The sequence below is a fragment of the Xenophilus sp. Marseille-Q4582 genome (assembly GCF_916700565.1).
Taxonomy (GTDB): domain Bacteria; phylum Pseudomonadota; class Gammaproteobacteria; order Burkholderiales; family Burkholderiaceae_C; genus Xenophilus.
Genome location: NZ_CAKAKO010000001.1, coordinates 132,077 through 155,829 on the forward strand (window position 1 = coordinate 132,077; position 23,753 = coordinate 155,829).

Here is a 23,753-nt window from a genome sequence, read left to right on the forward strand (position 1 = left end):
TTCAACGGAATTTTTTTCCATGTCCCAGTTCAATGTGAAGAAGGTCGCCGTGCTCGGCGCCGGCGTGATGGGCGCGCAGATTGCGGCCCACCTCGTCAACGTGCGCGTGCCGGTCGTGCTGTTCGACCTCCCCGATAACAAGACCCCCACGCTCCCCGCTTCGCGTGGTTCGCTGCCCCCCGAGGGGGCTGGTGCCGCCTTGGGGCGGCCCGGCGTCGGCACCGAAGGCCCCAAGAACGGCATCGTCCTCAAGGCCATCGACAACCTCAAGAAGCTCAAGCCCGCGCCGCTGGGCGTGCCGGAAGACGCCGAGCTGATCCAGGCGGCCAACTACGAAGAGCACCTCGCGCTGCTGGGCGAGTGCGACCTCGTGATCGAGGCCATCGCCGAGCGCATGGACTGGAAGCTCGACCTGTACAAAAAGATCGCGCCGCATGTCGCGCCGCACGCGATCCTGGCCTCCAACACCTCGGGCCTGTCGATCACGAAGCTGGCAGAAGCCGTGCCTGAGAGCATCCGCCCGCGTTTTTGCGGCATCCACTTCTTCAACCCGCCGCGCTACATGACGCTGGTGGAACTGATCCCCACGCCCACCACCAACGCGCAGGTGCTCGACGACCTCGAGACCTTCGCCGTCAGCGTGCTGGGCAAGGGCGTGGTGCGCGCCAAGGACACGCCCAACTTCATCGCCAACCGCATCGGCATCGCCGGCATGCTGGCCACGCTCAAGGAGGTCGAGAAGTTCGATCTGAGCTTCGACGTGGTGGACGACCTGACCGGCAAGCGCCTGGGCCGCGCCAGCAGCGGCACCTTCCGCACGGCCGACGTGGTGGGCCTGGACACGCTCGCCCACGTGGTCAAGACGCTGCAGGACAACCTGAGCGAGGCGACCGATCCGTTCTACCCGAACTTCGCCACGCCGCCTGTGCTGGCGAAGCTGCTGGAACTCGGAAACCTGGGCAACAAGACCAAAGCCGGCTTCTACAAGAAGGCGGGCCGCGACATCCTGCGTTTCGACTTGGCCAAGGGTGACTACGTGCCCGCGGGCGCCAAGGCCGACGAGGTCTACGGCCGCATGCTCAAGAAGCCGGCCGGCGAACGCCTGAAGCTGCTGCGCAACGCCGAAGGCCTGAACGGGCAGAACCAAGGCCAGTTCCTCTGGGCCATCCTGCGCGACGGCTTCCACTACGCGGCCGTGCACCTGGCCGACATCGCCGAGAGCGCGCGCGACGTGGACCTGGCGATGCGCTGGGGCTTCGGCATGCAGCAAGGCCCCTTCGAGCTGTGGCAGGAAGCCGGCTGGTCGCAGGTCGCGCAGTGGATCCAGGAAGACATCGATGCCGGCAAGGCGCTCTCGAAGGCGCCTCTGCCCGCGTGGGTGTTCAATGGTCCGGTGGCCGAGGCCGGTGGCGTGCACACGCCCGAAGGCTCGTGGAGCGCCGCCGAGCAGCGCTTCGTGCCCGAGCGCCGTCTGCCCGTGCATGCACGCCAGCTCTTCCCTGAATCCGTGCGCGGCAGCGGCGCGAAGCGGGCCGAAGAGGCAGGCACCACGATCAGCGATGAAGGCGACGTGCGCGTGTGGACGCTGGATGGCGAAGTGCTGATCGCCAGCCTGCATTCGAAGATGAACGCCATCAGCCCCGACGTGGCCGAAGCGCTGGGTGAGGCTGTGGCGCTGGCCGAGCGCGAGTACAAGGGCTTGGTGATCTGGTCGCCGGACGACAAGTTCTCCGTCGGCGCCGACCTGCAGGCCATGCTGCCCGCCTTCGTGGTGGCCGGCATCGACGCCGTGGAAGGGGCCGAGCAGGCGCTGCAGGACGTGATGCTGCGCATCCGCTATGCCCACGTGCCCGTGGTGGCCGCCGTGCGCGGCCTGGCGCTGGGTGGCGGCTGCGAGCTGGCTATCTACAGCGCGCGCCGCGTGGCCGCGATGGAAAGCTACATCGGCCTGGTGGAAGTGGGCGTGGGCCTGGTGCCCGGCGCCGGCGGCCTGACCTACATCGCGCGCCGCGCCGCCGAGAACGCGGCGGCCTCGACGGGCACCGACCTGCTGCCCTTCCTCACTGAAGGTTTCACGGCCGCGGCCATGGCCAAGGTCGGCACCAGCGCGCTGGAATCGAAGAAGCTCGGCTACCTGGTCGAGGGCGACGTGATCGTGCCGCACAAGGACGAACTGCTGTACGTCGCCATCCAGCAGGCCAAGGCGATGCAGGAGGCCGGCTGGCGCCCGCCCATGAAGCGCCCCTTCCGCGTGGCGGGCCGCAGCGGCGCCGCCACCATCCGTGGCCAGCTGGTCAACATGCGCGACGGCGGCTTCATCAGCGCGCACGACTTCCACATCGCGAGCCTGATCGCGAACGTGGTCACGGGCGGCGACGTTGATGCCGGCACCCTCGTCACCGAGGAGTACCTGATGGGCCTGGAGCGCGCCGCCTTCTGCGCGCTGGTGCAGCACCCCAAGACCCAGGAACGGATCATGGGCATGCTCTCGACCGGCAAGCCGGTCCGCAACTGAGCCGCGCATGACCGCCAGCAGCAGCGCCGCCAGTCCCCTCTCCCGCGAGCGGGAGAGGGTTAGGGTGAGGGCAAGAGCACTCCGCTCCGACCCCACCGAGGCAGAGTCGCTGCTGTGGTTTCACCTGCGCGATCGCCGGCTCGGCGGGTTCAAGTTCCGACGTCAACGACCCATCGGCCCGTACTTTGCGGATTTCGTATGCGTCGAAGAAAAGCTCGTCATCGAACTGGACGGCGGGCAGCACGTCGAGCGGGCCGAGCGCGATGCCGTGCGAACTGCATGTCTCGAGCGCGAAGGGTTTCGCGTGCTGCGCTTCTGGAACAACGAGGTGCTGACGCAGACGCCTGCGGTGCTCGAACAGATCCTTCGCGCTTGCACGCACCCTCACCCCAACCCTCTCCCGCCAGCGGGAGAGGGAGAAAGTCAACAAGGACCCCTGACATGAAACAGATCCAGGACGCCTACATCGTCGCCGCCACGCGCACCCCCATCGGCAAGTCGCACCGCGGCTTCTTCCGCAACACCCGGCCCGACGACCTGCTGGCCACCACGCTGAAGGCGGCGCTGGCGCAGGTGCCGCGGCTCGATCCGCAGACCATCGAGGACATCGTCTGCGGCTGCGCCATCCCCGAGGCGCAGCAGGGCCTCAACGTCGCGCGCATCGGCGCCGTGCTGGCCGGCCTGCCCACCAGCGTGGGCGGCATCACCGTCAACCGCTTCTGCGCCTCGGGGCTGTCGGCGGTGCAGATGGCGGCCGACCGCATCCGCGTGGGCGAGGCCGAGGTGATGATCGCCGCCGGCGTGGAAAGCATGAGCATGGTGCCGATGATGGGCAACGCGCCTTCGCTGTCGCCGTCCATCTTCGAACGCGACGGCGACGTGGGCATCGCCTACGGCATGGGCCTCACCGCCGAGAAGGTGGCGCAGCAGTGGAAGGTGAGCCGCGAGGCGCAGGACGCCTTCGCGCTGCAGTCGCACCAGCGTGCGCTCGCGGCGCAGCAGGCCGGTGAGTTCGCCGACGAGATCACGCCCATCGAGGTGACCGACCGCGGCTTCGACGCCGCGACCGGCGAGGCCACGTCGAAGACGCGCACGGTGAGCCTGGACGAAGGCCCGCGGCTGGACACCAGCCTCGAAGGACTGGCCAAGCTGCGCACCGTGTTCGCCGCGCGCGGCAGCGTCACGGCGGGCAACAGTTCGCAGACCTCCGACGGCGCGGGCGCGCTGATCCTTGCCAGCGAGGCGGCCTGCCAGAAGTACGACCTGCAGCCGCTGGCGCGCTTCGTGAGCTTCGCGAGCAAGGGCGTGCCGCCGTCCATCATGGGCATCGGTCCCATCGAGGCGATTCCCGCCGCGCTGCGCTATGCCGGGCTGAAGCAGGACGACATCGACTGGATCGAACTGAACGAGGCTTTCGCCGCCCAGTCGCTGGCGGTGCTGAACACGCTGAAGCTGGACCCGGCCAAGGTCAACCCGATGGGCGGCGCGATCGCGCTGGGCCACCCGCTGGGCGCGACCGGCGCTATCCGATCGGCGACAGTGGTTCACGCCCTGCGCCGCAAGAATCTGAAGTACGGCATGGTCACCATGTGCGTGGGCATGGGGCAGGGCGCTGCCGGCATCTTCGAGCGCGTGTAGCCCACCCGGCCCGGCGCCGTGCCCACCAGGAGACAGAACCACATGAACAAAGAGGTGCACATCTTCGATCAGGCGCTGGCGCTGGAACACAGCGACACGCAGTCCGGCCTGTTTGCGGGCACGGCCAGCGCGGACTACTGGAACATGGTGGGGCCCTTCGGCGGCACCACCGCGGCCCTGATGCTGCGCGCTGTGCTCCAGCACCCCGACCTGCTGGGCACGCCCATCGCGCTGACGGTGAACTATGCCTCGGCCATCGGGCCGGGGGCGCTCGAGGTGCTGGCCATTCCGGTGCGCACCAACCGCTCCACGCAGCACTGGCGCATGGAAATCCGCCAGCCCGGCGAAGACGGGCGCATGCAGGTCAACACCACGGCCACGGCTGTGACGGCGGCCCGCCGCGACACCTGGAGCGGCCATGACCTGCCCATGCCCGCCGTGCCCCGGCCCGCCGACGTGGCCCGCTTCGACATGGGCCCCAAGGGCGTGGCCTGGTTCAACAAGTACGAGATGCGGCCCGTCCGTGGCCCGATCCCGTCGCGCTGGGAAGGCGAAGAGAGCCCGAGCGAGACCCTGCTGTGGCTGCGCGACGCGCAACCGCGTGCGCTGGACTTCTGCGCGCTGGCCGCGATGAGCGACCTGTTCTACCCGCGCGTGTGGCTGCGCCGCGCGAAGCACGTGCCGGCCGGCACGGTGTCCATCACCACCTATTTCCATGCCGGCGAAGCCGAGCTGGCCGAGGCGGGCACGGGCTACCTGCTGGGCCGCGCGCAGGGCCAGCAGTTCTTCAACGGCTTCTTCGATCAGGCGGCGCAGCTGTGGAGCGAGGGCGGGCGGCTGCTCGCCACCAGCAGCCAGATCGTCTACTTCAAAGAATAGGGCTCCTCATGACGGCGACTTCCCGCAAGGCGGCGCTGATCGTCGGCGCCGGCGATGCCACCGGCGGCGCCATTGCGCGGGCTTTCGCGCGCGAAGGCTATGTGGCCTGCGTCACGCGGCGCAGCGCCGACAAGCTGCAGCCGCTGGTCGCGCAGATCGAGGCCGAGGGCGGCCAGGCGCGCGCCTTCGGCAGCGACGCGCGCAAGGAAGAGGAGGTGGTCGCGCTCGTCGAGCAGATCGAGACCACCGTCGGCCCGATCGAGGTGATGGTGTTCAACATCGGCGCCAACGTGCCCGAAAGCATCCTCACCGAAACGGCGCGCAAGTACTTCAAGGTGTGGGAGATGGCCTGCTTCTCGGGCTTTCTCAATGCGCGCGAAGTGGCCAAACGCATGGTGGCGCGCGAAATGCCCGCCAGCGGCCACCGCGGCACGATCCTGTTCACCGGCGCCACGGCCTCGCTGCGCGGCGGCGCCAACTTCGCGGCCTTCTCGGGCGCCAAGATGGCGCTGCGCGCATTGGCCCAGAGCATGGCGCGCGAGCTGGGGCCGCAGGGCGTGCACGTGGCGCACACGATCATCGACGGGGCCATCGACACCGAGTTCATCCGCAGCAACTTCCCCGAGCGCTATGCGCTCAAGGCGCAGGATGGCATCCTCAACCCCGACCACATCGCGCAGAGCTATGTGATGCTGCACCGCCAGCCGCGCGATGCGTGGACCCACGAGCTGGACCTGCGGCCGTGGATGGAGAAGTTCTGATGCGCGGCATGCGCGGCATGCGCGGAACACCGCCGTCCGGCCCACGCACCCGAGCCTTTCAAAAGAACCGGAGACAACCGTGACCCAGACCGTCGACTTCTTCTTTGATGTGGGCAGCTCTGCCGCTTACCTGGCCTGGACGCAGCTGCCCCGGCTGCGCACGGACACGGGCGCGCAGATCGTCCACAAGCCGATGCTGCTGGGTGCCGTGTTCCAGGCCATCGGCAACCGTTCGCCGGCCGAGGTGAAGGCCAAGGGCGACTACATGCTGCAGGACTTCGGCCGCTTCGCCCAGCGCTACGGCGTGCCCTTCGCGTTCAACCCGCATTTCCCGGTCAACACCCTGACGCTGATGCGCGGCGCCACCGCCTTGCTGATGAAGCAGCCCGAGCGCTTCGAGGCCTACGTCGCCGCCGTGTTCCAGGCGATGTGGGTCGACGGCGTGAACATGGGCGATGCGGCCCAGGTGGGCGCCGTGCTGCACCGGGCCGGCTTCGATCCGCAGGCCGTGCTGGCGCTCGCGGCCGAGCCGGAGGTCAAGGAGCAGCTCAAGGCCGTGACCACCGAAGCCATCGAGCGTGGCGTGTTCGGCGCGCCCACCTTCTTCGTCGGCGACCAGATGTTCTGGGGCCAGGACCGGCTCGATTTCGTGCGCGAAACTCTCGCGTCCTCTTCCTAACCTTCGCATCCGACCATGAGCGACATCCTGCAGCACACCGAAGCCGGTGTGAGCACCCTGACCTTCAACCGCCTGGACAAGAAGAATTCCATCACCAGCGCCATGTACGCGCAGCTGGCCGACGCTCTGGAGCAGGCGAAGGACGACGCGGCCGTGCGCTGCGTGCTCATCCAGGGCGACGCGACCATCTTCTCGGCCGGCAACGACATCGGCGACTTCCTCAACGCCCCGCCCTCGACGCAGGACTCGCCGGTGTTCCGCTTCCTGCGCAACATCGCGCAGTTCCCCAAGCCCATCGTGGCAGCGGTTTGCGGGCCGGCCGTGGGCATCGGCACCACGCTGCTCTTCCACTGCGACCTGGTCTATGCCGGCGACAACGCGGCCTTCTCGATGCCCTTCGTGAACCTGGGCCTGTGCCCCGAGGCGGCGTCGAGCCTGCTGGTGCCGCAGATGTTCGGCTATCACCGCGCCGCCGAGGCGCTGCTGCTGGGCGAGCCCTTCATGGCCGAGGCGGCGCTCGAAGTGGGCCTGGTCAACCGCGTGGTGCCGCCCACGGAATGCAACGGCATCGCGCAGCAGCAGGCGCGCAAGCTCGCGGCCAAGCCGCTGTCAGCACTGGTTGAGACCAAGCGCCTGATGAAGAAGGGCCAGACCGCCGTGGTGCTGGAACGCATGGCGGAAGAAGGCGCGAGCTTCGGCCGCATGCTGCGCGAGCCCGCCGCGCGCGAGGCCTTCACGGCCTTCATGGAAAAGCGCAAGCCCGACTTCAGCAAGGTCTGAGGGCCTGTGCTGTTGTTGCCCTGCTTTCCCAACGCCCGACCTTTCTGACGATCCGTGCTGTCCCCTGCCATCGCCAATCCTGCCGCCACGGCCCCCGTTGCTGCGGCGGCCTTCGAGCCTGAGTTCATCCAGTTGGTGAGAGATGTCATCGAGCAGCACGTGCCTTTCAACCGGGTGCTGGGCCTGGAGGCCACCGAGATCACGCCCGCCGGGGTGGCGGGCCGCATCGCGATGCGGCCTGAACTGGTCGGCAGCGTGGCGCACCAGCGGCTGCATGGCGGCGTCATCAGCGCGGCGCTCGATTCGATGGCCGGTCTGGCCATCATGGCGGCCATCGCCGCCCGCCATCTGGACGAGCCGCCCGCCAGGCGCCTGCAGCGCTTCGGACGCCTGGGCACCATCGACCTGCGGGTCGACTACCTGCGCCAGGGCATCGGCACCGAGTTCCGGCTGACGGCGCGCGTCCTTCGCCTGGGCTCGCGGGTGGCCAGCACGCAGATGGAGTGCCTGGGCGCGGAGGGCGAGCTGATCGCGACCGGCGCTGCGGCTTATATCGTGTCCTGATGCCGATAGGCCGCAAGGGCCATGCGGCGGCCATCGGCGCCACCGCGGCGTCGGAAGGCGGGGCCCTTCGGAGCCGCGCGCCCGCAGGGCCGGCTGCGCGCTACTCCACGCCCAGCAGGTCGTAGACCCGGCTCACATGCTGGCCGAAGGCCGGGCTGGTCTTCAGGTGCAGCTTGCGCGGCGCCGGGAGTTCGATCGGGAAGAAGTCGGCCATGCGCGCCGGGCCGGCCGTGAGCACGGCGCAGTGCGTGCCCAGGAACACGGCTTCCTGGATGCTGTGGGTGACGACGATGAAGGTCTTGCCTGTCTCTTCCCAGATGCGCAGCATCTCCAGGTTCATCTTCTCGCGCGTCAATGCATCCAGCGCGCCGAAGGGCTCGTCCATCAGCACCAGCTTGGGATCGTGCACCAGGGCGCGTGCGATGGCGGCGCGCTGCTGCATGCCGCCCGACAGCTCGTAGGGCAGCTTGTCCGAGAAGCCCGCCAAGCCGACCATGTCGAGCAAGGCCAGCGCGCGGGTGCGGGCGGCTTTCAGGTCCAGGCCCAGGATCTCGGCCGGCAGCAGCACGTTCTCGAGGATGGTGCGCCACTTGAGCAGCAGCGGCTGCTGGAACACCATGCCGACGTCGCGGCCGGGCTGGAAGGCCTGGCCGTCGCCCGCGCCGCCGATCTCCAGCGTGCCGCCGTCATGGCCGTGCAGCCCGGCCAGGATCTTGAGCAGCGTGGACTTGCCGCAGCCCGAGGGGCCGACCAGCGACACCATGTCGCCCGCGTGGATGTCCATCGACACGTCGGAGACCGCGAGGAACTCCTCGTTCTTCTTGCGGTAGACCTTGCGCAGCTGGCGCATGCGGATCAGCGGTTCGCTCATGGGATTCGAGCCTGTGGTGTTCGGCGGGTGGGGCGTGGCGGATGCAGTGAGCCGGCTCAGGCCAGCCAGCGGTCCAGGTTCTGGCGCACGAAGGCATCGTCCGACAGGTCGGCCCCGTGCTGGCGGTAGACGCGGTCGATCTCGGCGGCCTGGCCGGCCCCCAGGCCCTCGGCCGGGTCCAGGCACCAGATGCCTTCGAGCAGGCCCTGGCGGCGCAGCACCTCGTGGCAGCCGGCGATGCAGCCATGGAAGTTGTTGCGCACGTCGAAAAAGGCTGAATTGCAGTCGGTCACGCGGGCGTCCAGCGCCAGCAGCTCCGGCGACAGGTGGCCACCGGCCGCTGCCAGCTCCGCCTTGATGCGCGCCAGTTGCTCCACCGCGCGCGCCGTCCACACCGACCAGTGGCCCAGCAGGCCGCCGCGGAATCGCAGGTCCACCGGCTGGCCGTCGCGCTGGGCGCGAAAGGGCAGGGCCAGGTCCAGCACGATGTGGTCGTCGTTGCCGGTGTAGAGGAACACGCGCTCCTCGGCCCGCGCGTCGACCACGCCGCGCACCACGTCCAGCGTGCGGTAGCGGTTGAAGGGCGCGACCTTGATGGCCAGCGCGTTGGGAATGCTGGCGAAGCGGCGCCAGAAGTCGCTGGACAGGATCGGGCCGCCCACCACGGTCTGCAGGTAGAAGCCGATCAGCGGAATCTCCTGCGCCACGGCTTCGCAATGCGCGATGAGTTCATCCTCGGAGGCGGACGCGAGGGCCGCCAGGCTCAGCAGGCCGGCGTGGTAGCCCAGGCCGACGGCGGTCTGCGCCTCGGCCCGCGCCTGCGCCGTGGGGCCGCACAGGCCGGCCACCATCGCCATCGGCCGCTGCGTCCACGCGGCGCGGTCCTCGGCCGCGGCGCGCAGCACGGTCTCGTACAGGCCGCGTTCGCGGATCGCGAACTGCGTGGTGTGCACGCCGACGGCCAGGCCGCCGGCGCCCGCGTCCACGTAGTAGCGCGTGAGTGCGCGCTGGCGCCGGCGGTCGAACTGGCGTTCGGCGTTCAGGGCCAGCGGATGCGCGGGGATCACCGTGCCCTGCGCCAGCAGGTTCAGCACGTCGGCGGGAAGGTCGTTGCGATGCAGGGCCATGGGATTCCTGGGGGGCGTGGAAGGTGCCGTGCTCAGCCGTACTCGGGGCCGGCGATGGCGTGGATGAAAGCGGTTTGCCCGCGCGCGGGGCCGACGGCGCGGCGCATGCGCGCAAAGGGACGCTGCTCGGTGAAGCCGGCCTGCGCCAGGCGCGCGCGCAGCGCCTCGCGTGCGTCCGGCACGTCGATGAAGACGCGGCCGTCCAGCGCGGCGCAGGCCTGGTCGAACAGGCGCAGGGCCGCGGCGGCGTCGGTCGCGATCAGCGGGCCGATGTGATGCGCCACGCGGCCGTGCCGCACGACGGCAAAGCCCTGCGCGTCGCGCAGCAGATGGCTGCCTTCGCGCTGGGCCAGGTCGTGCAGCACGGCCGGCCGGGGCTGGCCCAGGGCCTGCGCGTCCAGCTCGGCCAGGGGCGCCAGCGTGTCCGCGCGGGCAGGGCCAACTGCGCGCAGCGTGGCGGTCGCCGCGCGCGCCTCGCGCTGCCAGCGCGCCAGCCGCCACAGCGGCTCGAAGCCGTATTGCCGGTACAGCGCTTCACCGGCGGGGGTGGCGTCCAGCCAGGGCGTGCGGCTTTCGCCTTCGAGGTCCTGCAGGCAGGCCTCGAACACCGTGCGGCCCAGCCCGCGGCCCCGGCAGGCTGGGTCGACCAGGATCATGCTGATCCAGGCGTCGTGCGCGCCCATGGGCAGCACGGCGCCACTGGCCACGATGCGCTGCTGCGCATCGCGCACGACATGGATGCGGCCTTCGCGGGCAAAGAGCTGCCAGTCCTGCGCGGTCTGGTTCCACTGGCTCTGCACCACCAATTGCTCCAGAGCGGCCAGCGCTGCGGCGTCGAGCCCCTGCAGGCGCTCGGCGCGCCCAGGCGCATCGGCTTCAGTACTTGCCATCGCGCTTCTCGAACTTGGTCGGCTTGCCGTACAGCCGCTGTTCGCGCGCGATCCAGTCGGCCACCCAGCCGATCTGCTGCGAGAGCGGCACGCGCGGGTAGCCGAACAGGCGCTCGGCCTCGCCCGTGTTCATGAGCCAGGCGGTGGGCGCCTCTTCGCCCGTGATCTGCACCGGCTTGCCGAAGCGCCGGCCGAATTCCTCGGCCAGCCAGCGGATGGAGGTGGTCTCGGGGCCGGTCACGTTCAGCGGCGAGGTGGGCACCGTGGCCGCGGCCAGGCAGCGCAGCGCCTGCGCGTTGGCGTCGCCCTGCCAGATCACGTTCACATGGCCCATGGTCACGTCGACCGGCTCGCCGCGCCACACCTTCTGCGCCACGTCGGCCAGCACGCCGTAGCGCAGGTCGATGGCGTAGCTCAGGCGGTACAGCCGGCCCGGCGTGCCGTGCTGCTGCGAGAAGTACTCGAACATGCGCTCGCGGCCCACGCAGGAATTCGCGTACTCGCCGGGCGGGTCGGGCGGCAGGTCTTCGCTGGCGCCCTGGCCGTTGACTGGCACGAAGGGGTACACGCAGGCGGTGGAGAAGGCCACGATGCGCGAGTGGCGGAAGGTCTGTGCCACCAGCGCGGGCACGTGCACGTTCATGGCCCAGGTCAGCGAGTTGTTGCCCTCGCCGCCGAACTTGCGCCCGGCCATGAAGATGACGTTGGGGCACTGCGGCAGGCGGGCCAGGGCGTCGGCGTCGAGCAGGTCGCAGGGCAGCGTTTCGACGCCGTGGCGGGCCAGCGTTTCGCGCACGCCGGCTTCGCTGAAGCGCGCCACGGCGATCACGCGGTGCTCGGGCGCCATCGCGTTGCGCGCCAGGCGCGCCAGCGTGGGCCCCATCTTGCCGCCGGCGCCGAGGATCAGCAGGTCGCCCGGCACGCGCTTCAGGTCGTCGATCAGCGCCTGCGAGGGCAGGGCCAGGAAGTCTTCGAGCGCCTCTTCGGTCTCGAAGCGCGAAGGGAAGGGGGTGGTGTCGAGCGTCATGGCGGAGGCAGCGGGGGCGGTCATTGGATGCGGGCGTCCTGGGTGATGAAGCGGCGTTCCAGCAGCAGCACCAGCAGGTACAGCAGCACGCCGATGCCGGTGATCAGCAGCACGGCCATGAACACGGCCGCGGTGTCGAGCGAGGCCTGCACCTGGATCATCAGGTAGCCCAGGCCCTTGTCGGAGGCGATGAATTCGCCGACCACGGCGCCGGCCACGGCCAGCACGGTGGCCACCTTCATGCCCGAGAACACGTAGGGCAGCGAACCCGGCAGCTGGATGTAGCGGAACAGCTGCCAGCGCGAACCCTTGAGTGCATGCACCAGGTTCAGCAGGTCGGGCTCGGTCTCGTTCAGGCCGCGGATGGTGGTCAGCAGGATCGGGAAGAAGCACAGGCTGAAGGTGATCAGGATGTTGGGCCCGATGCCGTAGCTGAACCACACGATGATCAGCGGCCCCAGCGCCACCTTGGGGATCATGTTGAGCGTCACCAGCAAGGGGAAGAGCAGCACGGTGAGCCAGCGGCTGGTGATGAACAGCAGCGCGCCCAGGATGCCCAGCACCAGGCCCAGGGCGTAGCCGCCGAAGACCTCGACGGCCGTGACGGCCGTGTTGGCCAGCCAGCGGTGGTTCTCGTTGGCCAGCGTGGCCAGCACCGCCGAGGGCGCCGGCAGCACGAAGGGCTGGATGGCGAACAGGCGCACCGCCGCTTCCCACAGCAGCACGCAGCCCACGTGCACGACCGCCACCAGGGTCCAGCGGCGCCACAGGCCGCGGTCAGCGTCGACGGGCGGGGCGTCCGGGGCGGAGAGCGCCGCCGTGGCGGTGGCAGGGGCCGTCATGTGCAGGTTCCTTCGTCGAAGCCGTGTTGCACGGAATCATAGAAGTGGCCTGCGTGCTAGTCAACCAACTGGTTGATAAGAGTGTGCGGCGGGCTGCCGCCGTGTGCGTCAGGGCCGCAGGGCGTTGAGCGCGAAGTCGATCACGTGCCGGCGCCGCTGCACCAGCGCGCCGCGCGAGCCCAGCGGCTTGCCGAAGATGGCCGACAGCGTGTGGTTGTTGGAGAAGAAGAAGTAGGAGATGCCGGCGATCGAGATGTAGAGGTGGATGGCGTCGATGTCACGCCGGAACACGCCCTGGGCCACGCCGCGCTCCAGCGTGGATTCGAGCATCTCGATGAAGGGCGAATGCATGCGCTTGAGCCGCTCCGAGGCCAGGATGTGCTGGCCCTGGTTGCGGTTCTCGTCCGCGAGCAGCGCGATGAATTCGGGGTGCTCGGCCAGGTAGTCGAAGGAAAAGCCGATGAGCTGCGTCATGGCCTCCACGGGCTCCAGCGCGCCCAGCGACAGCGCCTGTTCCTTCTCGCGGATCTGCGCGTAGACCGATTCGAGTGCGACCAGGTACAGCCCCTGCTTGCTCTCGAAGTAGTGGTACACGAGCTGCTTGTTGACGCCGGCGGCGCGGGCGATCTCGTCCACGCGCGCGCCGGCGAAGCCGTTGCGCGAGAACTCCTCGACCGCGGCCTGGACCAGCGCCTCCTGCGTGGCGGCGGCGTCGCGCCGCGCGCCCGTGCGGGCGCCTGTGCGCGCCGGGGCCCGTGGCGCGGCGGGAGCCGCCGCTTTCTTGGTGGCCGGTGCCGGCTTCGGCCGGGCCGTGGCAGGAGGGGCCATGCGTTGTCCTTGTGCAGAAACGGAAGCGATTGCTTGTCAACCAAACAGTTGGTAGTATGAATTCTAGTCTTGCGAATCCGCCCTCATTCTGGAGTGATCCCATGCCCCGTGCCGCGTCGACCCGTCTTCTTCCCTGGCTCTGCGCCGCCGGCCTGTCGCTGGCCGCGGGCGTCGCGCAGGCGGCGGACAACGTCAGCCTGATGCTGAACTGGACGCCCACCGCGGACCATGCGCCGCTGTACTTCGCGCGCGCCAAGGGCTGGTACAAGGAGGCGGGCATCGACCTGAACATCGAGGCCGGCAAGGGCTCGGCCCTGTCGGCCCAGCGCGTGGGCGTGGGCGGCGCCAACCTCGGCATCGCCGACCTGCCGACTGCCATGCAGGCGGTGGGCAAGGGCGCGGACCTCAAGGCCGTGATGGTGATCTACGCCAACAGCCCGCAGGGCTTCTACTGGCTCAAGTCCTCGGGCATCCAGGGGCCGAAGGATTTCGCGGGCCGCAAGATCGGCAACCCGCCGGGTGACGCCGCGCGCCTGATGTGGCCGGCCTTCGCCAAGAAGAACGGCATCGACGCCGGCGGCGTGAACTTCGTCAACGTGAGCCCGCCGGCCAAGGTGGGGGCGCTCAAGAGCAAGTCGGTGGACATCATCAGCGACTTCTACAACGAGCATGACCTCAAGGTGCGCGAGTTCGGCGACGACCTGGGCTTCGTCTCGTGGCGCAGCGTGGGCGTGAACGTGTACGGCAACTCCCTCGTGGTCAACGGCGCCTTCCTCAAGTCCAAGCCCGAGGCGGTGCGCAAGTTCATGGCCGTGACGCAGCGCGCCTACGATGCCTGCGTGAAGGACTTCACCCCCTGCCTGGAAGCGCTCACGGCCTCGGTCAGCGGGCTGTCGCCCGACAACCAGCGCGACCAGTGGGAGCGCATCAAGCAGCTGATGCGCGACGACACCACGACCAAGGTGGCGCTGGGCGCCTTCGACCCGGCGCGCGTGAAGGCCGACTACGAGCTGGTGCGCGAGCTCATCGGCATCGAGAAGGCCTTCGATCCGGCCGCCCTGGTGACCAACGAATACCTGGACAAGGGCGTGCGGATGGCCCCTTGAGGCGGGCCCCAGGCCGCGCGGTGCGCCGGATGCGCCGCCCGGTCAGGCGCGCGGCGGCAGCGGGCGCGGGCGGCCGTTGTCGTCGATGGCCACGTAGGTCAGCGTGGCCTCGGTCACCTTCACGTACTCGCCCTGCAGGCGGATGCGCTCGGCGAACACCTCGACCTTCACGGTGATCGAGGTGCGCCCCACGCGCGTGACGGCCGCGTAGAAGGACAGGATGTCGCCCACCTTCACGGGCTGCTTGAAGATGAACTCGTTGACCGCCACCGTGGCCATGCGGCCGGCGGTGTAGCGTGCCGGCAGCACCGAGCCGGCCAGGTCCACCTGGGCCATCACCCAGCCGCCGAAGATGTCGCCGTTGCTGTTGGTGTCGGCCGGCATCGGGATCACCTTGAGCACCAGTTCCATGTCGGCGGGCAGGCTCTTGAGCGGGGCGCTCGGGCTCGTGGAGGCGGTCATCGGCACAATCGTGAGTAAAACAACAGGGCCGCGATTGTCACGCAGGTGACGGCCCCTTCCCATGTCCCGCGCCTACGCCTCCTCCACTGCCGATCTTCCTGTGGCGCCGCCCCCGGTGGCCCGGGCCGCCCCGCGTTCTGACGCCGCCACGCTGCGGCGCCTGTTCCCCTACCTGTGGCGCTACAAGTGGCGCGTGCTGGCGGCGCTGGCCTTCATGGTGGGCGCCAAGCTGGCCAACGTGGGGGTGCCGGTGCTGCTCAAGCACCTGGTGGACGCGATGAACCTGAAGGCCGGCGATGCGCAGGCCCTGCTGGTGGTGCCCGTGGCGCTGCTGCTGGCCTATGGGCTGCTGCGCTTTTCCACCTCGCTGTTCACCGAGCTGCGCGAACTGGTCTTCGCCAAGGCGACCGAGGGCGCCTCGCGCAGCATCGCGCTGGAGGTGTTCCGCCACCTGCACAGCCTGAGCCTGCGCTTTCACCTGGAGCGCCAGACCGGCGGCATGACGCGCGACATCGAGCGCGGCACGCAGGCCGTGCATTCGCTGATCTCGTACTCGCTCTATAGCATCGTGCCCACGCTGATCGAGCTGCTGCTGGTGCTGGGCATCCTGGCGGTGCGCTTCGATCTCTGGTTCGCGGTCATCACCGGCGTGGCGCTGGTGCTGTACATCGCCTTCACCGTCTTCGTGACCGAATGGCGCACCCAGTTCCGCAAGGCCATGAACGAGCTGGGCGCGCGGGCACAGAGCCGGGCCATCGATTCGCTGCTGAACTACGAGACGGTCAAGTACTTCGGCAACGAGGCCTTCGAGGCGAAGCGCTACGACGAACAGCTGGAGCGCTACCGCCGCGCCGCGGTCAAGAGCCAGACCACGCTGTCGCTGCTCAACACCGGGCAGCAGCTGCTGATCGCCGTCAGCCTGGTGGCCATGCTGTGGCGCGCCACGCAGGGCGTGGTCGATGGACGCCTCACGCTGGGCGACCTGGTGATGATCAATGCCTTCATGATCCAGCTGTACATCCCGCTCAACTTCCTGGGCGTGCTGTACCGCGAGATCAAGCAGAACCTGGTCGATCTGGAGAAGATGTTCGCGCTGCTGGAGCGCGAGCGCGAGGTGGCCGATGCGCCCGGTGCGTTGCCGCTGCGCACCGAAGACACGACCGTGCGTTTCGAGGACGTGCATTTCGCCTACGACCCGGCGCGGCCCATCCTGCGCGGGCTGAGCTTCGAGATTCCCGCCGGGCAGACGGTGGCGGTGGTCGGGCCGTCCGGCTCGGGCAAGTCCACGCTGGCTCGGCTGCTCTACCGCTTCTATGACGTCTCGCCGGGGCAGGCGGATGCGCACAGCGGTCGCATCACGATCGGCGGCCAGGACATCCGCAACGTGACCCAGGCCAGCCTGCGCGCGGCCATCGGCATCGTGCCGCAGGACACGGTGCTGTTCAACGACAGCATCGGCTACAACATCGCCTACGGCCGGCCCGGCGCCACGCAGGCCGAGATCGAGGCCGCCGCCAAGGCGGCGCGCATCCATGATTTCGTGGCCGGCCTGCCGCAGGGCTACGAGACGCCGGTGGGCGAGCGCGGCCTCAAGCTCTCGGGCGGCGAGAAGCAGCGCGTGGCCATCGCGCGCACCCTGCTCAAGAACCCGCCGATCCTGATCTTCGACGAGGCCACCTCGGCCCTTGATTCCGCCAACGAGCGCGCGATCCAGGCCGAACTGGAAAGCGCGGCCCAGGGCAAGACCACGCTGCTGATCGCGCACCGCCTGTCGACCGTGGTCCATGCGCAGCAGATCCTGGTCCTGGACGCGGGCCGCATCGTCGAGCGCGGCACGCACGCGCAACTGCTGGCTGCCGGCGGCCGCTATGCGCAGATGTGGGCCCTGCAGCGCAGCGAGCCGCAGGCCCCTGCGCCAGCCCTGTCCTGAACCGATGTCCTTCCGGAGTTTCACGTGACCGACAAGATTCCGCTGCTCGTCCTCAACAGCCTGCTGCCGAAGCACCAGGCGCAGATCGGCGCCGTGTACGAGCTGCACTACGCGCCCACCGACGCCGAGCGCGCCGCGGCCATCGCCGCGCACGGCGCGCGCATCCGGGCGCTGCTGACCATTGGCGTCACGGGCATCCGCGAAGACGAACTGGCCCGTCTGCCCCGGCTGGAGCTGGCCTGCTGCCTGGGCGCCGGCTTCGAACTGCTGCCCATGGACGCCCTGCGCGCACGCGGCATCGTGACCGCCAACGGCGCCGGCACCAACGACGACTGCGTGGCCGACCATGCCTTCGGCCTCTTGATCGGCAGCGTGCGCGGCATGCGCATGCTCGACCGGCTGTGCCGCGAAGGCGTGCGGCGCGAGCAGATCGCGCAGCAGCGCAACGTCTCGGGCAAGAAGCTGGGCATCCTCGGCCTGGGCACCATCGGGCAGAAGATCGCGAAGCGGGCGGCGGGCTTCGACATGGCGATCGGCTATCACAACCGCAGCCCCAAGGCCGATGTGCCGCACCGCTATTTCGATTCGCCGCGCGCGCTGGCGCAATGGTGCGACTTCCTGGTCTGCGCCACGCCCGGCGGGCCGGCCACGAAGCACCTGGTGAATGCCGAGGTGCTGCAGGCGCTGGGGCCGGACGGCTTCCTGGTGAACATCGGGCGCGGCAGCGTGGTCGACACCGAGGCCCTGGCCAGCGCGCTGCGCGAAGGCCGCATCGCCGGCGCCGGGCTGGACGTGTACGAAAGCGAGCCCCACCCGCCCGAGCCGCTGATCGGGCTGGACAACCTGCTGATCACGCCGCATGTGGCTGGCTGGTCTCCCGAGGCCACGCAGGCCAGCGTCGACCGCTTCCTGGCCAATGCCGAAGGGCATTTCTCGGGCCGCGGCGTCATATCGCCGATCTGAAGCGCTCGGCCCTGGCGGCGCGTCTTCCGGGCGGGTTCCCCCGGCCACCCCGGGCAGGGCGCCGCCTGATAATCGCCGGCCATGGAAACCAAATGGCTCGAAGATTTCGTGAGCCTGGCCGAAACCCGCAGCTTCAGCCGATCGGCGCAGCTGCGGCACGTGACGCAGCCGGCCTTCTCAAGACGGATCCAGGCGCTGGAGGGATGGGCCGGCACGGACCTGGTGGACCGAAGCTCCTACCCCACGCGGCTCACGCCCGCGGGACAGACCCTCTACACGCAGGCGCTGGAAATGCTGCAGGCGCTGCAGAGCACGCGCGCCATGCTGCGCGGCCATTCGGCCGTGGCGCAGGACGTGATCGAGTTCGCCGTGCCGCACACGCTGGCCTTCACCTTCTTCCCGGCCTGGGTCACCTCGCTGCGCGAGCCCTTCGGTCCCATCAAGAGCCGGCTGATCGCCCTCAACGTGCATGACGCCGTGCTGCGCCTGGTGGAAGGCAGCTGCGACCTGCTGATCGCTTACCACCACCCGTCGCAGCCGCTTCCGCTGGACGCCAACCGGTACGAGATGGTGAGCCTGGGCGAGGAAGTGGTGGCCCCCTGGGTGCGGCCCGAGGCCGACGGCTCGCCGCGCTACCTGCTGCCGGGCCAGCCGGGCCGCCCCCTGCCGTACCTGGGCTATGCGCCCGGCGCCTACCTGGGGCGGGTGGTCGACCAGTTGCTCAAGGACTCGGGCCGCCCTGTGCACCTGGACCGGGTCTATGAAACCGACATGGCCGAGGGCCTGAAGGTCATGGCGCTCGAAGGGCATGGCATCGCCTTCCTGCCCGAAAGCGCGGTGCGCCGCGACGTGCGCGCCCGCAAGCTGGTGAGTGCATTGCCGCCGGAGATGGCCGGCCTGGTCGCGACCATGGAAATCCGCGCCTACCGCGAGCGGCCGGTGCCGCTGCCGGCCAAGGCCGGGTCGCGCTCACCGTCGTCGCGGACCGAGGAATTCGAAGGCCTGCAGCCCAAGCGGGCGGCCGATGCACTGTGGGCCTTCCTGGCCGAAGCGTCCGCCGCCTTGCGCTGACGCCAGGGCGGCCTGCGCCCGGGATGACAAAGTCATGACCGTCGCGCATGCCAAGCTGCGCATACGGCATTGGAAACGGTCCCACGTCGCCCCTACAGTGCGGCCTGCCCGGCCGGCGCCGCTTTCGCTGCCCGTGCCGGGCCGGAAGTTGAGACGACCCCACAAGGCCACGGCCCGGAGACGCACCCTGAAGCTCGCGCACCCGCTCCTGCACCGCTTTCCCTGCCGCGCCGGCGCGCAGCAGATGCCCCGGGGCGGCAGGGCAGCGGCGGGCTTGCGTGCATTCTTGCCGGATCTCGTGTCCGTCTGGGCACAAAGGCTGCTTGAGTGCTTGTTTTCGCAACGAGATGCCGCAGGGTGCGCCAGAATGGTGAACGCCCCTGAAAGGCGCCGGCGCGGAGCTTGCTTCGTGCACCGGGGTGATGCGGGTAATCCCGTGAAACGTCTGTGTCTAGAATTTCGTCGTATTTCCTCAGTCCATTCCCAAGGAGTCCCTATGAAGAAACAAGCACTGGTTCTGGCCGTGGCCGCACTGGCTGCGGGCGGCGCTTTTGCCCAGGCCGGTGACACGCTGGCCAAGATCAAGTCCAGCGGCACCATCAGCCTGGGCGTGCGTGACTCGTCCGCGCTGTCGTACACGCTGGGCAATGGCAAGTACGTGGGCTTCCACACCGAAATGGCCGAGCGCATCATTGCCGATCTGTCCAAGGCGGCCGGCAAGGAGATCAAGATCACCTACACCCCGGTGACCTCGCAGAACCGCATTCCGCTGGTGCAGAACGGCACCGTGGACATCGAGTGCGGCTCCACCACCAACAACGCCACCCGCGCCAAGGACGTCGACTTCGCCCACAACACCTACATGGAAGTGGTGCGCACCGCCGTCAAGGCCAACTCCGGCATCAAGGACCTGAAGGACCTGAACGGCAAGACCGTGGCCGTGACCACCGGCACCACCTCGGTGCAGCTGCTGCGCAAGAACAAGCGCGCCGAAGGCGTGAACTTCAAGGAAATCATGGGCAAGGACCACGCCGACAGCTTCCTGCTGCTCGAATCGGGCCGTGCCGACGCCTTCGTGATGGACGCCTCCATCCTGGCGGCCAACATCTCCAAGTCGCGCAATCCGAAGGATTACGAGATCGTCGGCCCCGAACTGTCGGTCGAGCCCATCGCCTGCATGGTCCGCAAGGGCGACACGGCCTTCCTGAAGGCGGTCAACGACAGCATCGAGCGCCAGATCAAGGACGGCTCGCTGGCCAAGCTGTACGACAAGTGGATGGTGCAGCCGGTGCCGCCGACCAACACGCCGCTGGGCCTGCCGCTGTCCGACGCGACCAAGGCCGCCTGGGCGAACCCCAACAACAAGCCGGCTGAAGAGTTCGTCAGCAAGGAATAATCGCCGGCCGGCCCATCGACGCCCGCCCGCCGTGGCGGGCGTTTGTTGTTTCTGGCGCCGCAAATCCGACATCAACAGCGAGGAAAGCCCATGGGAAATTGGGATTGGCAGGTGTTCTGCAAGGACACCATCGAGGGAGAGGTCGTCCCCCGGTGCTTCGGCTCCGGCGGAAGCGTGACCTATCTGGACTGGATGCTGTCCGCCTGGGGCTGGACCGTTTCGGTGGCGCTGTGCGCCCTCGCCGTGGCGCTGGTGGTGGGCTCCATCGTGGGCGTGCTGCGCACGCTGCCCGACAGCCCCTGGCTCGTGCGCCTGGGCAATGCCTGGGTCGAGCTGTTCCGCAACATCCCGCTGCTGGTGCAGATCTTCCTCTGGTACTACGTGGTGCCGGCGCTGGTGCCGCCGATGCGCGACTTCCCGCCCTTCATCCTCGTGGTGATCGCCCTGGGCCTGTTCACCTCGGCGCGCATCGCCGAGCAGGTGCGCTCGGGCATCCAGGCCCTGCCCAAGGGGCAGCGCTATGCGGGCATGGCGGTGGGCTTCACCACCGCCCAGACCTACCGCTACGTGATCCTGCCGATGGCCTACCGGATCATCATTCCGCCGCTCACGAGCGAATCGATGAACATCTTCAAGAACTCGTCGGTGGCTTTCGCCGTGTCGATCGCCGAGCTGACGCAGTTCTACCTGCAGGCCGGCGAGGAGACCTCGCGCCAGATCGAGATCTACATCGGCGTCGTGGCCCTGTACGTGATCTCGGCCATGGCGATCAACCGCATCATGGCCTTCGTGGAGAAGAAGGCGCGCGTGCCCGGTTTCGTGGCCGCGGGCACGGGCGGAGGACACTGACCATGAACCCCCACGCTCATCACCTTGTGTATTCGCTGCCCTCCGAGGGCGCGCAGGCCTGCCTTGGGGCGGCCCGGCGGGAGGCCTGACATGAATCTCGACTTCGGTTTCTACAGCTGGGACGTCATCAGCAGCTACGTCCTCAAGGGTCTGTACTTCAGCGTTTTCCTGACCTTCGTGGCCACATTGGGCGGCGTGTTCTTCGGCACGCTGCTGGCGCTGATGCGCCTGTCGGGCAAGAAGTGGCTGGACCTGCCGGCCGCCGTGTACGTCAACGGCATGCGCTCGGTGCCGCTGGTGATGGTGATCCTGGGCTTCTTCCTGCTGGTGCCCTTCGTCATCGGCCGGCCCATCGGCGCCGAGACCTCGGCCATCATTACCTTCATCGCCTTCGAGGCGGCCTACTTCTCCGAGATCATGCGCGCCGGCATCCAGTCGATCCCGCGCGGCCAAGTCTTCGCCGGACAGGCGATGGGCATGACCTACAAGCAGAACATGACCCTCGTGATCCTGCCGCAGGCCTTCCGCAACATGCTGCCGGTGCTGCTCACGCAGACCATCATCCTGTTCCAGGACACCTCGCTGGTCTATGCCATCGGCGCCTATGACCTGCTCAAGGGCTTCGAGACGGCCGGCAAGAACTTCGGCCGGCCGACCGAAAGCTACCTGCTGGCCGCCATCGTGTACTTCGTGATCTGCTTCTCGCTGTCCTACGTGGTCAAGCGGATTCACAAGAAGATCGCCATCATCCGCTGAACAACCGATCCAGGAAGGAAAGTTCCATGTCCGAAAAAATGATCGAAATCAAGAACGTCTCCAAGTGGTACGGCCCGGTTCAGGTGCTCAACGACTGCTCGGTGAGCATCAACAAGGGGGACGTGGTGGTGGTGTGCGGCCCTTCGGGCTCGGGCAAGTCCACACTCATCAAGACCGTGAATGCGCTGGAGCCGATCCAGAAGGGCGAGATCATCGTCAACGGCATCAAGGTCAACGACCCCAAGACCAACCTGCCGCAACTGCGCTCCAAGGTGGGCATGGTGTTCCAGCACTTCGAGCTGTTCCCGCACCTGTCGGTGACCGAGAACCTCACGATCGCGCAGATCAAGGTGCTGGGCCGCAAGCCCGACGAAGCCAAGGCACGCGGGCTCAAGATGCTGGACCGCGTGGGCCTGATGGCGCACAAGGACAAGTTCCCGGGCCAGCTCTCGGGCGGCCAGCAGCAGCGCGTGGCCATCGCCCGCGCGCTGTCCATGGACCCGATCGTGATGCTGTTCGACGAGCCGACCTCGGCGCTCGACCCCGAGATGGTGGGCGAGGTGCTGGACGTGATGGTGAGCCTGGCCAAGGAAGGCATGACCATGATGTGCGTGACCCACGAAATGGGCTTCGCGCGCAAGGTCGCCAGCCGCGTGATCTTCATCGACGTCGGCGGGCGCATCCTGGAGGACTGCACGAAGGACGACTTCTTCGGCCATCCCGAAGCCCGCCAGCCGCGCACCAAGGACTTCCTGAACAAGATCCTCCAGCACTGAGCCGCGCGCCGCCGGCCCGTCGATTGCACCGGGCTGGTGCATTTGTATATAGCAAAGCGGTCTGAAGGTCGCGGGTTTATGCAGATATGCTGCATAACTCGCGGCCTTCGGCGTTGCTTCGGCATGGAGGAGGGAAACCCGTTTCGGAGGCCGTTCTTCATTCCCAAGGAACCGCTTCGATGTCTTTTCGCCCTCTGCTGCGCGCCCTGTCGGCCGCCACCCTTTCCTTCGCCGCGCTCGGCGCCAGCGCCCAGACGCTCACCGTCGCAGCCTCGCCCGTGCCGCATGCCGAGATCCTCGAGTTCGTGAAGCCGCAGCTCAAGGCGCAGGGCGTGGACCTGCAGGTGCGGGTCTACACGGACTACGTGCAGCCCAACCTCGTGGTCCATGACAAGGGCGCCGACGCCAACTACTTCCAGCATCGGCCCTACCTGACGAGCTTCAACAAGGACCGCAAGACCGCGGTCGCCGAAGTGCCGAACAGCGGCGTGCACATCGAGCCCTTCGGCGCCTACTCGACCCGGATCAAGTCGCTCCAGGACCTGAAGGAAGGCGCCGTGGTGGCCATTCCGAATGACCCGACCAACTCCGGCCGTGCGCTGTCGCTGCTGGCGCAGCAGGGCCTGATCCAGCTCAAGGACCCGAAGAGCATCCAGGCCACCGCGCGCGACGTGGTGGACAACCCGCGCAAGCTGCGCTTTCGCGAACTGGAAGCCGCGCAACTGCCGCGTTCGCTGCCCGACGTGGACCTGGCGCTGATCAACACCAACTATGCGCTGGAGGCCAAGCTGAACCCGGGCAAGGACGCGCTGGCCCTCGAGGATGCGCTGAAATCGGAGTACGCGAATTTCATCCCCGCGCGCAGCGAGCGCGTGAATGCCCCCGAGATCCAGAAGCTGGTCGCGGCGCTGCGCTCGCCCGAGACGAAGAAGTTCATCCAGGAGAAGTACAAAGGCGCGGTGATCCCGGCCTTCTGAGGCGGTGGCGCAGCGCCTCTGGGAAAGCCGTCGGGCAACGCGGCGGCCGCCGCGCACGGGGCTTGG

Annotated in this window: 23 protein-coding genes and 2 pseudogenes; 18 read left to right on the forward strand and 7 right to left on the reverse strand. The window is 68.4% G+C overall.

Annotated features, from left to right (window positions below):
* Nucleotides 1-19: 19 nt before the first annotated feature.
* The 9 genes and pseudogenes from LG388_RS26760 to LG388_RS00595 form a co-directional block, all read left to right on the forward strand.
* Nucleotides 20-1,511 (forward strand): annotated as a pseudogene (locus LG388_RS26760) (3-hydroxyacyl-CoA dehydrogenase family protein); the annotation flags it as partial.
* 119 nt (nt 1,512-1,630) lie between these two features.
* Nucleotides 1,631-2,515: pseudogene (locus LG388_RS26765) on the forward strand (enoyl-CoA hydratase-related protein); the annotation flags it as partial.
* 7 nt (nt 2,516-2,522) lie between these two features.
* The gene (locus tag LG388_RS00565; RefSeq protein WP_225780907.1) at nt 2,523-2,960 is read left to right on the forward strand and encodes an endonuclease domain-containing protein; all 438 of its coding nucleotides are present in this window, start codon (nt 2,523-2,525) and stop codon (nt 2,958-2,960) included.
* Nucleotides 2,957-4,153, forward strand: coding sequence for an acetyl-CoA C-acyltransferase (locus LG388_RS00570; protein WP_225780908.1), 1,197 nt, complete (start codon nt 2,957-2,959; stop codon nt 4,151-4,153). Before LG388_RS00565 ends, LG388_RS00570 begins: the two co-directional genes overlap by 4 nt.
* Nucleotides 4,154-4,195: 42 nt before the next feature.
* Nucleotides 4,196-5,032 carry an acyl-CoA thioesterase II gene (locus tag LG388_RS00575; protein WP_225780909.1) on the forward strand — a complete coding sequence of 279 codons (837 nt, stop codon included), beginning with the start codon at nt 4,196-4,198 and terminating at the stop codon, nt 5,030-5,032.
* 8 nt (nt 5,033-5,040) lie between these two features.
* Nucleotides 5,041-5,793, forward strand: a complete 753-nt coding sequence (locus LG388_RS00580; RefSeq protein WP_225780910.1) for an SDR family oxidoreductase — start codon at nt 5,041-5,043, stop codon at nt 5,791-5,793.
* Between the two features lie 79 nt (nt 5,794-5,872).
* On the forward strand, nt 5,873-6,472 hold the full coding sequence (locus tag LG388_RS00585; protein WP_225780911.1) for a 2-hydroxychromene-2-carboxylate isomerase: 600 nt from the start codon (nt 5,873-5,875) through the stop codon (nt 6,470-6,472).
* A gap of 15 nt (nt 6,473-6,487) precedes the next feature.
* Complete coding sequence (locus LG388_RS00590; RefSeq protein WP_225780912.1) at nt 6,488-7,252, forward strand: enoyl-CoA hydratase; 765 nt, start codon at nt 6,488-6,490, stop codon at nt 7,250-7,252.
* 54 nt (nt 7,253-7,306) lie between these two features.
* Nucleotides 7,307-7,816, forward strand: coding sequence for a thioesterase family protein (locus LG388_RS00595; protein WP_225780913.1), 510 nt, complete (start codon nt 7,307-7,309; stop codon nt 7,814-7,816).
* Between the two features lie 100 nt (nt 7,817-7,916).
* Here LG388_RS00595 and LG388_RS00600 read toward each other — a convergent pair whose 3' ends face one another.
* From LG388_RS00600 to LG388_RS00625, 6 genes are all read right to left on the reverse strand, one after another.
* Nucleotides 7,917-8,687 carry an ABC transporter ATP-binding protein gene (locus LG388_RS00600; RefSeq protein WP_225780914.1) on the reverse strand — a complete coding sequence of 257 codons (771 nt, stop codon included), beginning with the start codon at nt 8,685-8,687 and terminating at the stop codon, nt 7,917-7,919.
* Nucleotides 8,688-8,743: 56 nt separating this feature from the next.
* Nucleotides 8,744-9,814, reverse strand: a complete 1,071-nt coding sequence (locus LG388_RS00605; RefSeq protein ID WP_225780915.1) for a dihydrodipicolinate synthase family protein — start codon at nt 9,812-9,814, stop codon at nt 8,744-8,746.
* Nucleotides 9,815-9,846: 32 nt separating this feature from the next.
* Nucleotides 9,847-10,704, reverse strand: coding sequence for a GNAT family N-acetyltransferase (locus tag LG388_RS00610; protein WP_225780916.1), 858 nt, complete (start codon nt 10,702-10,704; stop codon nt 9,847-9,849).
* The gene (locus tag LG388_RS00615) at nt 10,691-11,755 is read right to left on the reverse strand and encodes an NAD(P)-dependent oxidoreductase (protein WP_225780917.1); all 1,065 of its coding nucleotides are present in this window, start codon (nt 11,753-11,755) and stop codon (nt 10,691-10,693) included. Before LG388_RS00615 ends, LG388_RS00610 begins: the two co-directional genes overlap by 14 nt.
* Nucleotides 11,752-12,573, reverse strand: coding sequence for an ABC transporter permease (locus LG388_RS00620; protein WP_225780918.1), 822 nt, complete (start codon nt 12,571-12,573; stop codon nt 11,752-11,754). Before LG388_RS00620 ends, LG388_RS00615 begins: the two co-directional genes overlap by 4 nt.
* 108 nt (nt 12,574-12,681) lie before the next feature.
* Nucleotides 12,682-13,401 carry a TetR/AcrR family transcriptional regulator gene (locus LG388_RS00625; RefSeq protein WP_225780919.1) on the reverse strand — a complete coding sequence of 240 codons (720 nt, stop codon included), beginning with the start codon at nt 13,399-13,401 and terminating at the stop codon, nt 12,682-12,684.
* 101 nt (nt 13,402-13,502) lie between these two features.
* Between LG388_RS00625 and LG388_RS00630 the strand changes: the two genes are divergently transcribed.
* A complete protein-coding gene (locus tag LG388_RS00630) occupies nt 13,503-14,507 on the forward strand; it encodes an ABC transporter substrate-binding protein (RefSeq protein ID WP_225780920.1) in 1,005 nt (334 codons plus the stop codon).
* A 42-nt stretch (nt 14,508-14,549) separates the two neighbouring features.
* Here LG388_RS00630 and LG388_RS00635 read toward each other — a convergent pair whose 3' ends face one another.
* On the reverse strand, nt 14,550-14,969 hold the full coding sequence (locus LG388_RS00635; protein WP_225780921.1) for an acyl-CoA thioesterase: 420 nt from the start codon (nt 14,967-14,969) through the stop codon (nt 14,550-14,552).
* Between the two features lie 61 nt (nt 14,970-15,030).
* Between LG388_RS00635 and LG388_RS00640 the strand changes: the two genes are divergently transcribed.
* From LG388_RS00640 to LG388_RS00675, 8 genes are all read left to right on the forward strand, one after another.
* On the forward strand, nt 15,031-16,899 hold the full coding sequence (locus LG388_RS00640; protein ID WP_225780922.1) for an ABC transporter ATP-binding protein/permease: 1,869 nt from the start codon (nt 15,031-15,033) through the stop codon (nt 16,897-16,899).
* Between the two features lie 24 nt (nt 16,900-16,923).
* On the forward strand, nt 16,924-17,862 hold the full coding sequence (locus LG388_RS00645; protein ID WP_225780923.1) for a 2-hydroxyacid dehydrogenase: 939 nt from the start codon (nt 16,924-16,926) through the stop codon (nt 17,860-17,862).
* 81 nt (nt 17,863-17,943) lie between these two features.
* Entirely contained in the window at nt 17,944-18,933 is a 990-nt protein-coding gene (locus LG388_RS00650) for a LysR family transcriptional regulator (RefSeq protein WP_225780924.1), read from the forward strand.
* Between the two features lie 496 nt (nt 18,934-19,429).
* Nucleotides 19,430-20,329, forward strand: coding sequence for an amino acid ABC transporter substrate-binding protein (locus LG388_RS00655; protein ID WP_225780925.1), 900 nt, complete (start codon nt 19,430-19,432; stop codon nt 20,327-20,329).
* 90 nt (nt 20,330-20,419) lie between these two features.
* Nucleotides 20,420-21,178 carry an amino acid ABC transporter permease gene (locus LG388_RS00660; protein WP_225780926.1) on the forward strand — a complete coding sequence of 253 codons (759 nt, stop codon included), beginning with the start codon at nt 20,420-20,422 and terminating at the stop codon, nt 21,176-21,178.
* Nucleotides 21,179-21,268: 90 nt separating this feature from the next.
* On the forward strand, nt 21,269-21,934 hold the full coding sequence (locus tag LG388_RS00665) for an amino acid ABC transporter permease (RefSeq protein WP_225780927.1): 666 nt from the start codon (nt 21,269-21,271) through the stop codon (nt 21,932-21,934).
* Nucleotides 21,935-21,972: 38 nt separating this feature from the next.
* Nucleotides 21,973-22,710: an amino acid ABC transporter ATP-binding protein gene (locus tag LG388_RS00670; protein WP_225781786.1), complete on the forward strand. Its 738-nt coding sequence runs from the start codon at nt 21,973-21,975 to the stop codon at nt 22,708-22,710.
* 179 nt (nt 22,711-22,889) lie between these two features.
* Nucleotides 22,890-23,687 (forward strand): MetQ/NlpA family ABC transporter substrate-binding protein, encoded by a 798-nt coding sequence (locus LG388_RS00675; RefSeq protein ID WP_225780928.1) that lies wholly within the window; start codon nt 22,890-22,892, stop codon nt 23,685-23,687.
* The last annotated feature ends 66 nt before the right edge of the window (nt 23,688-23,753 follow it).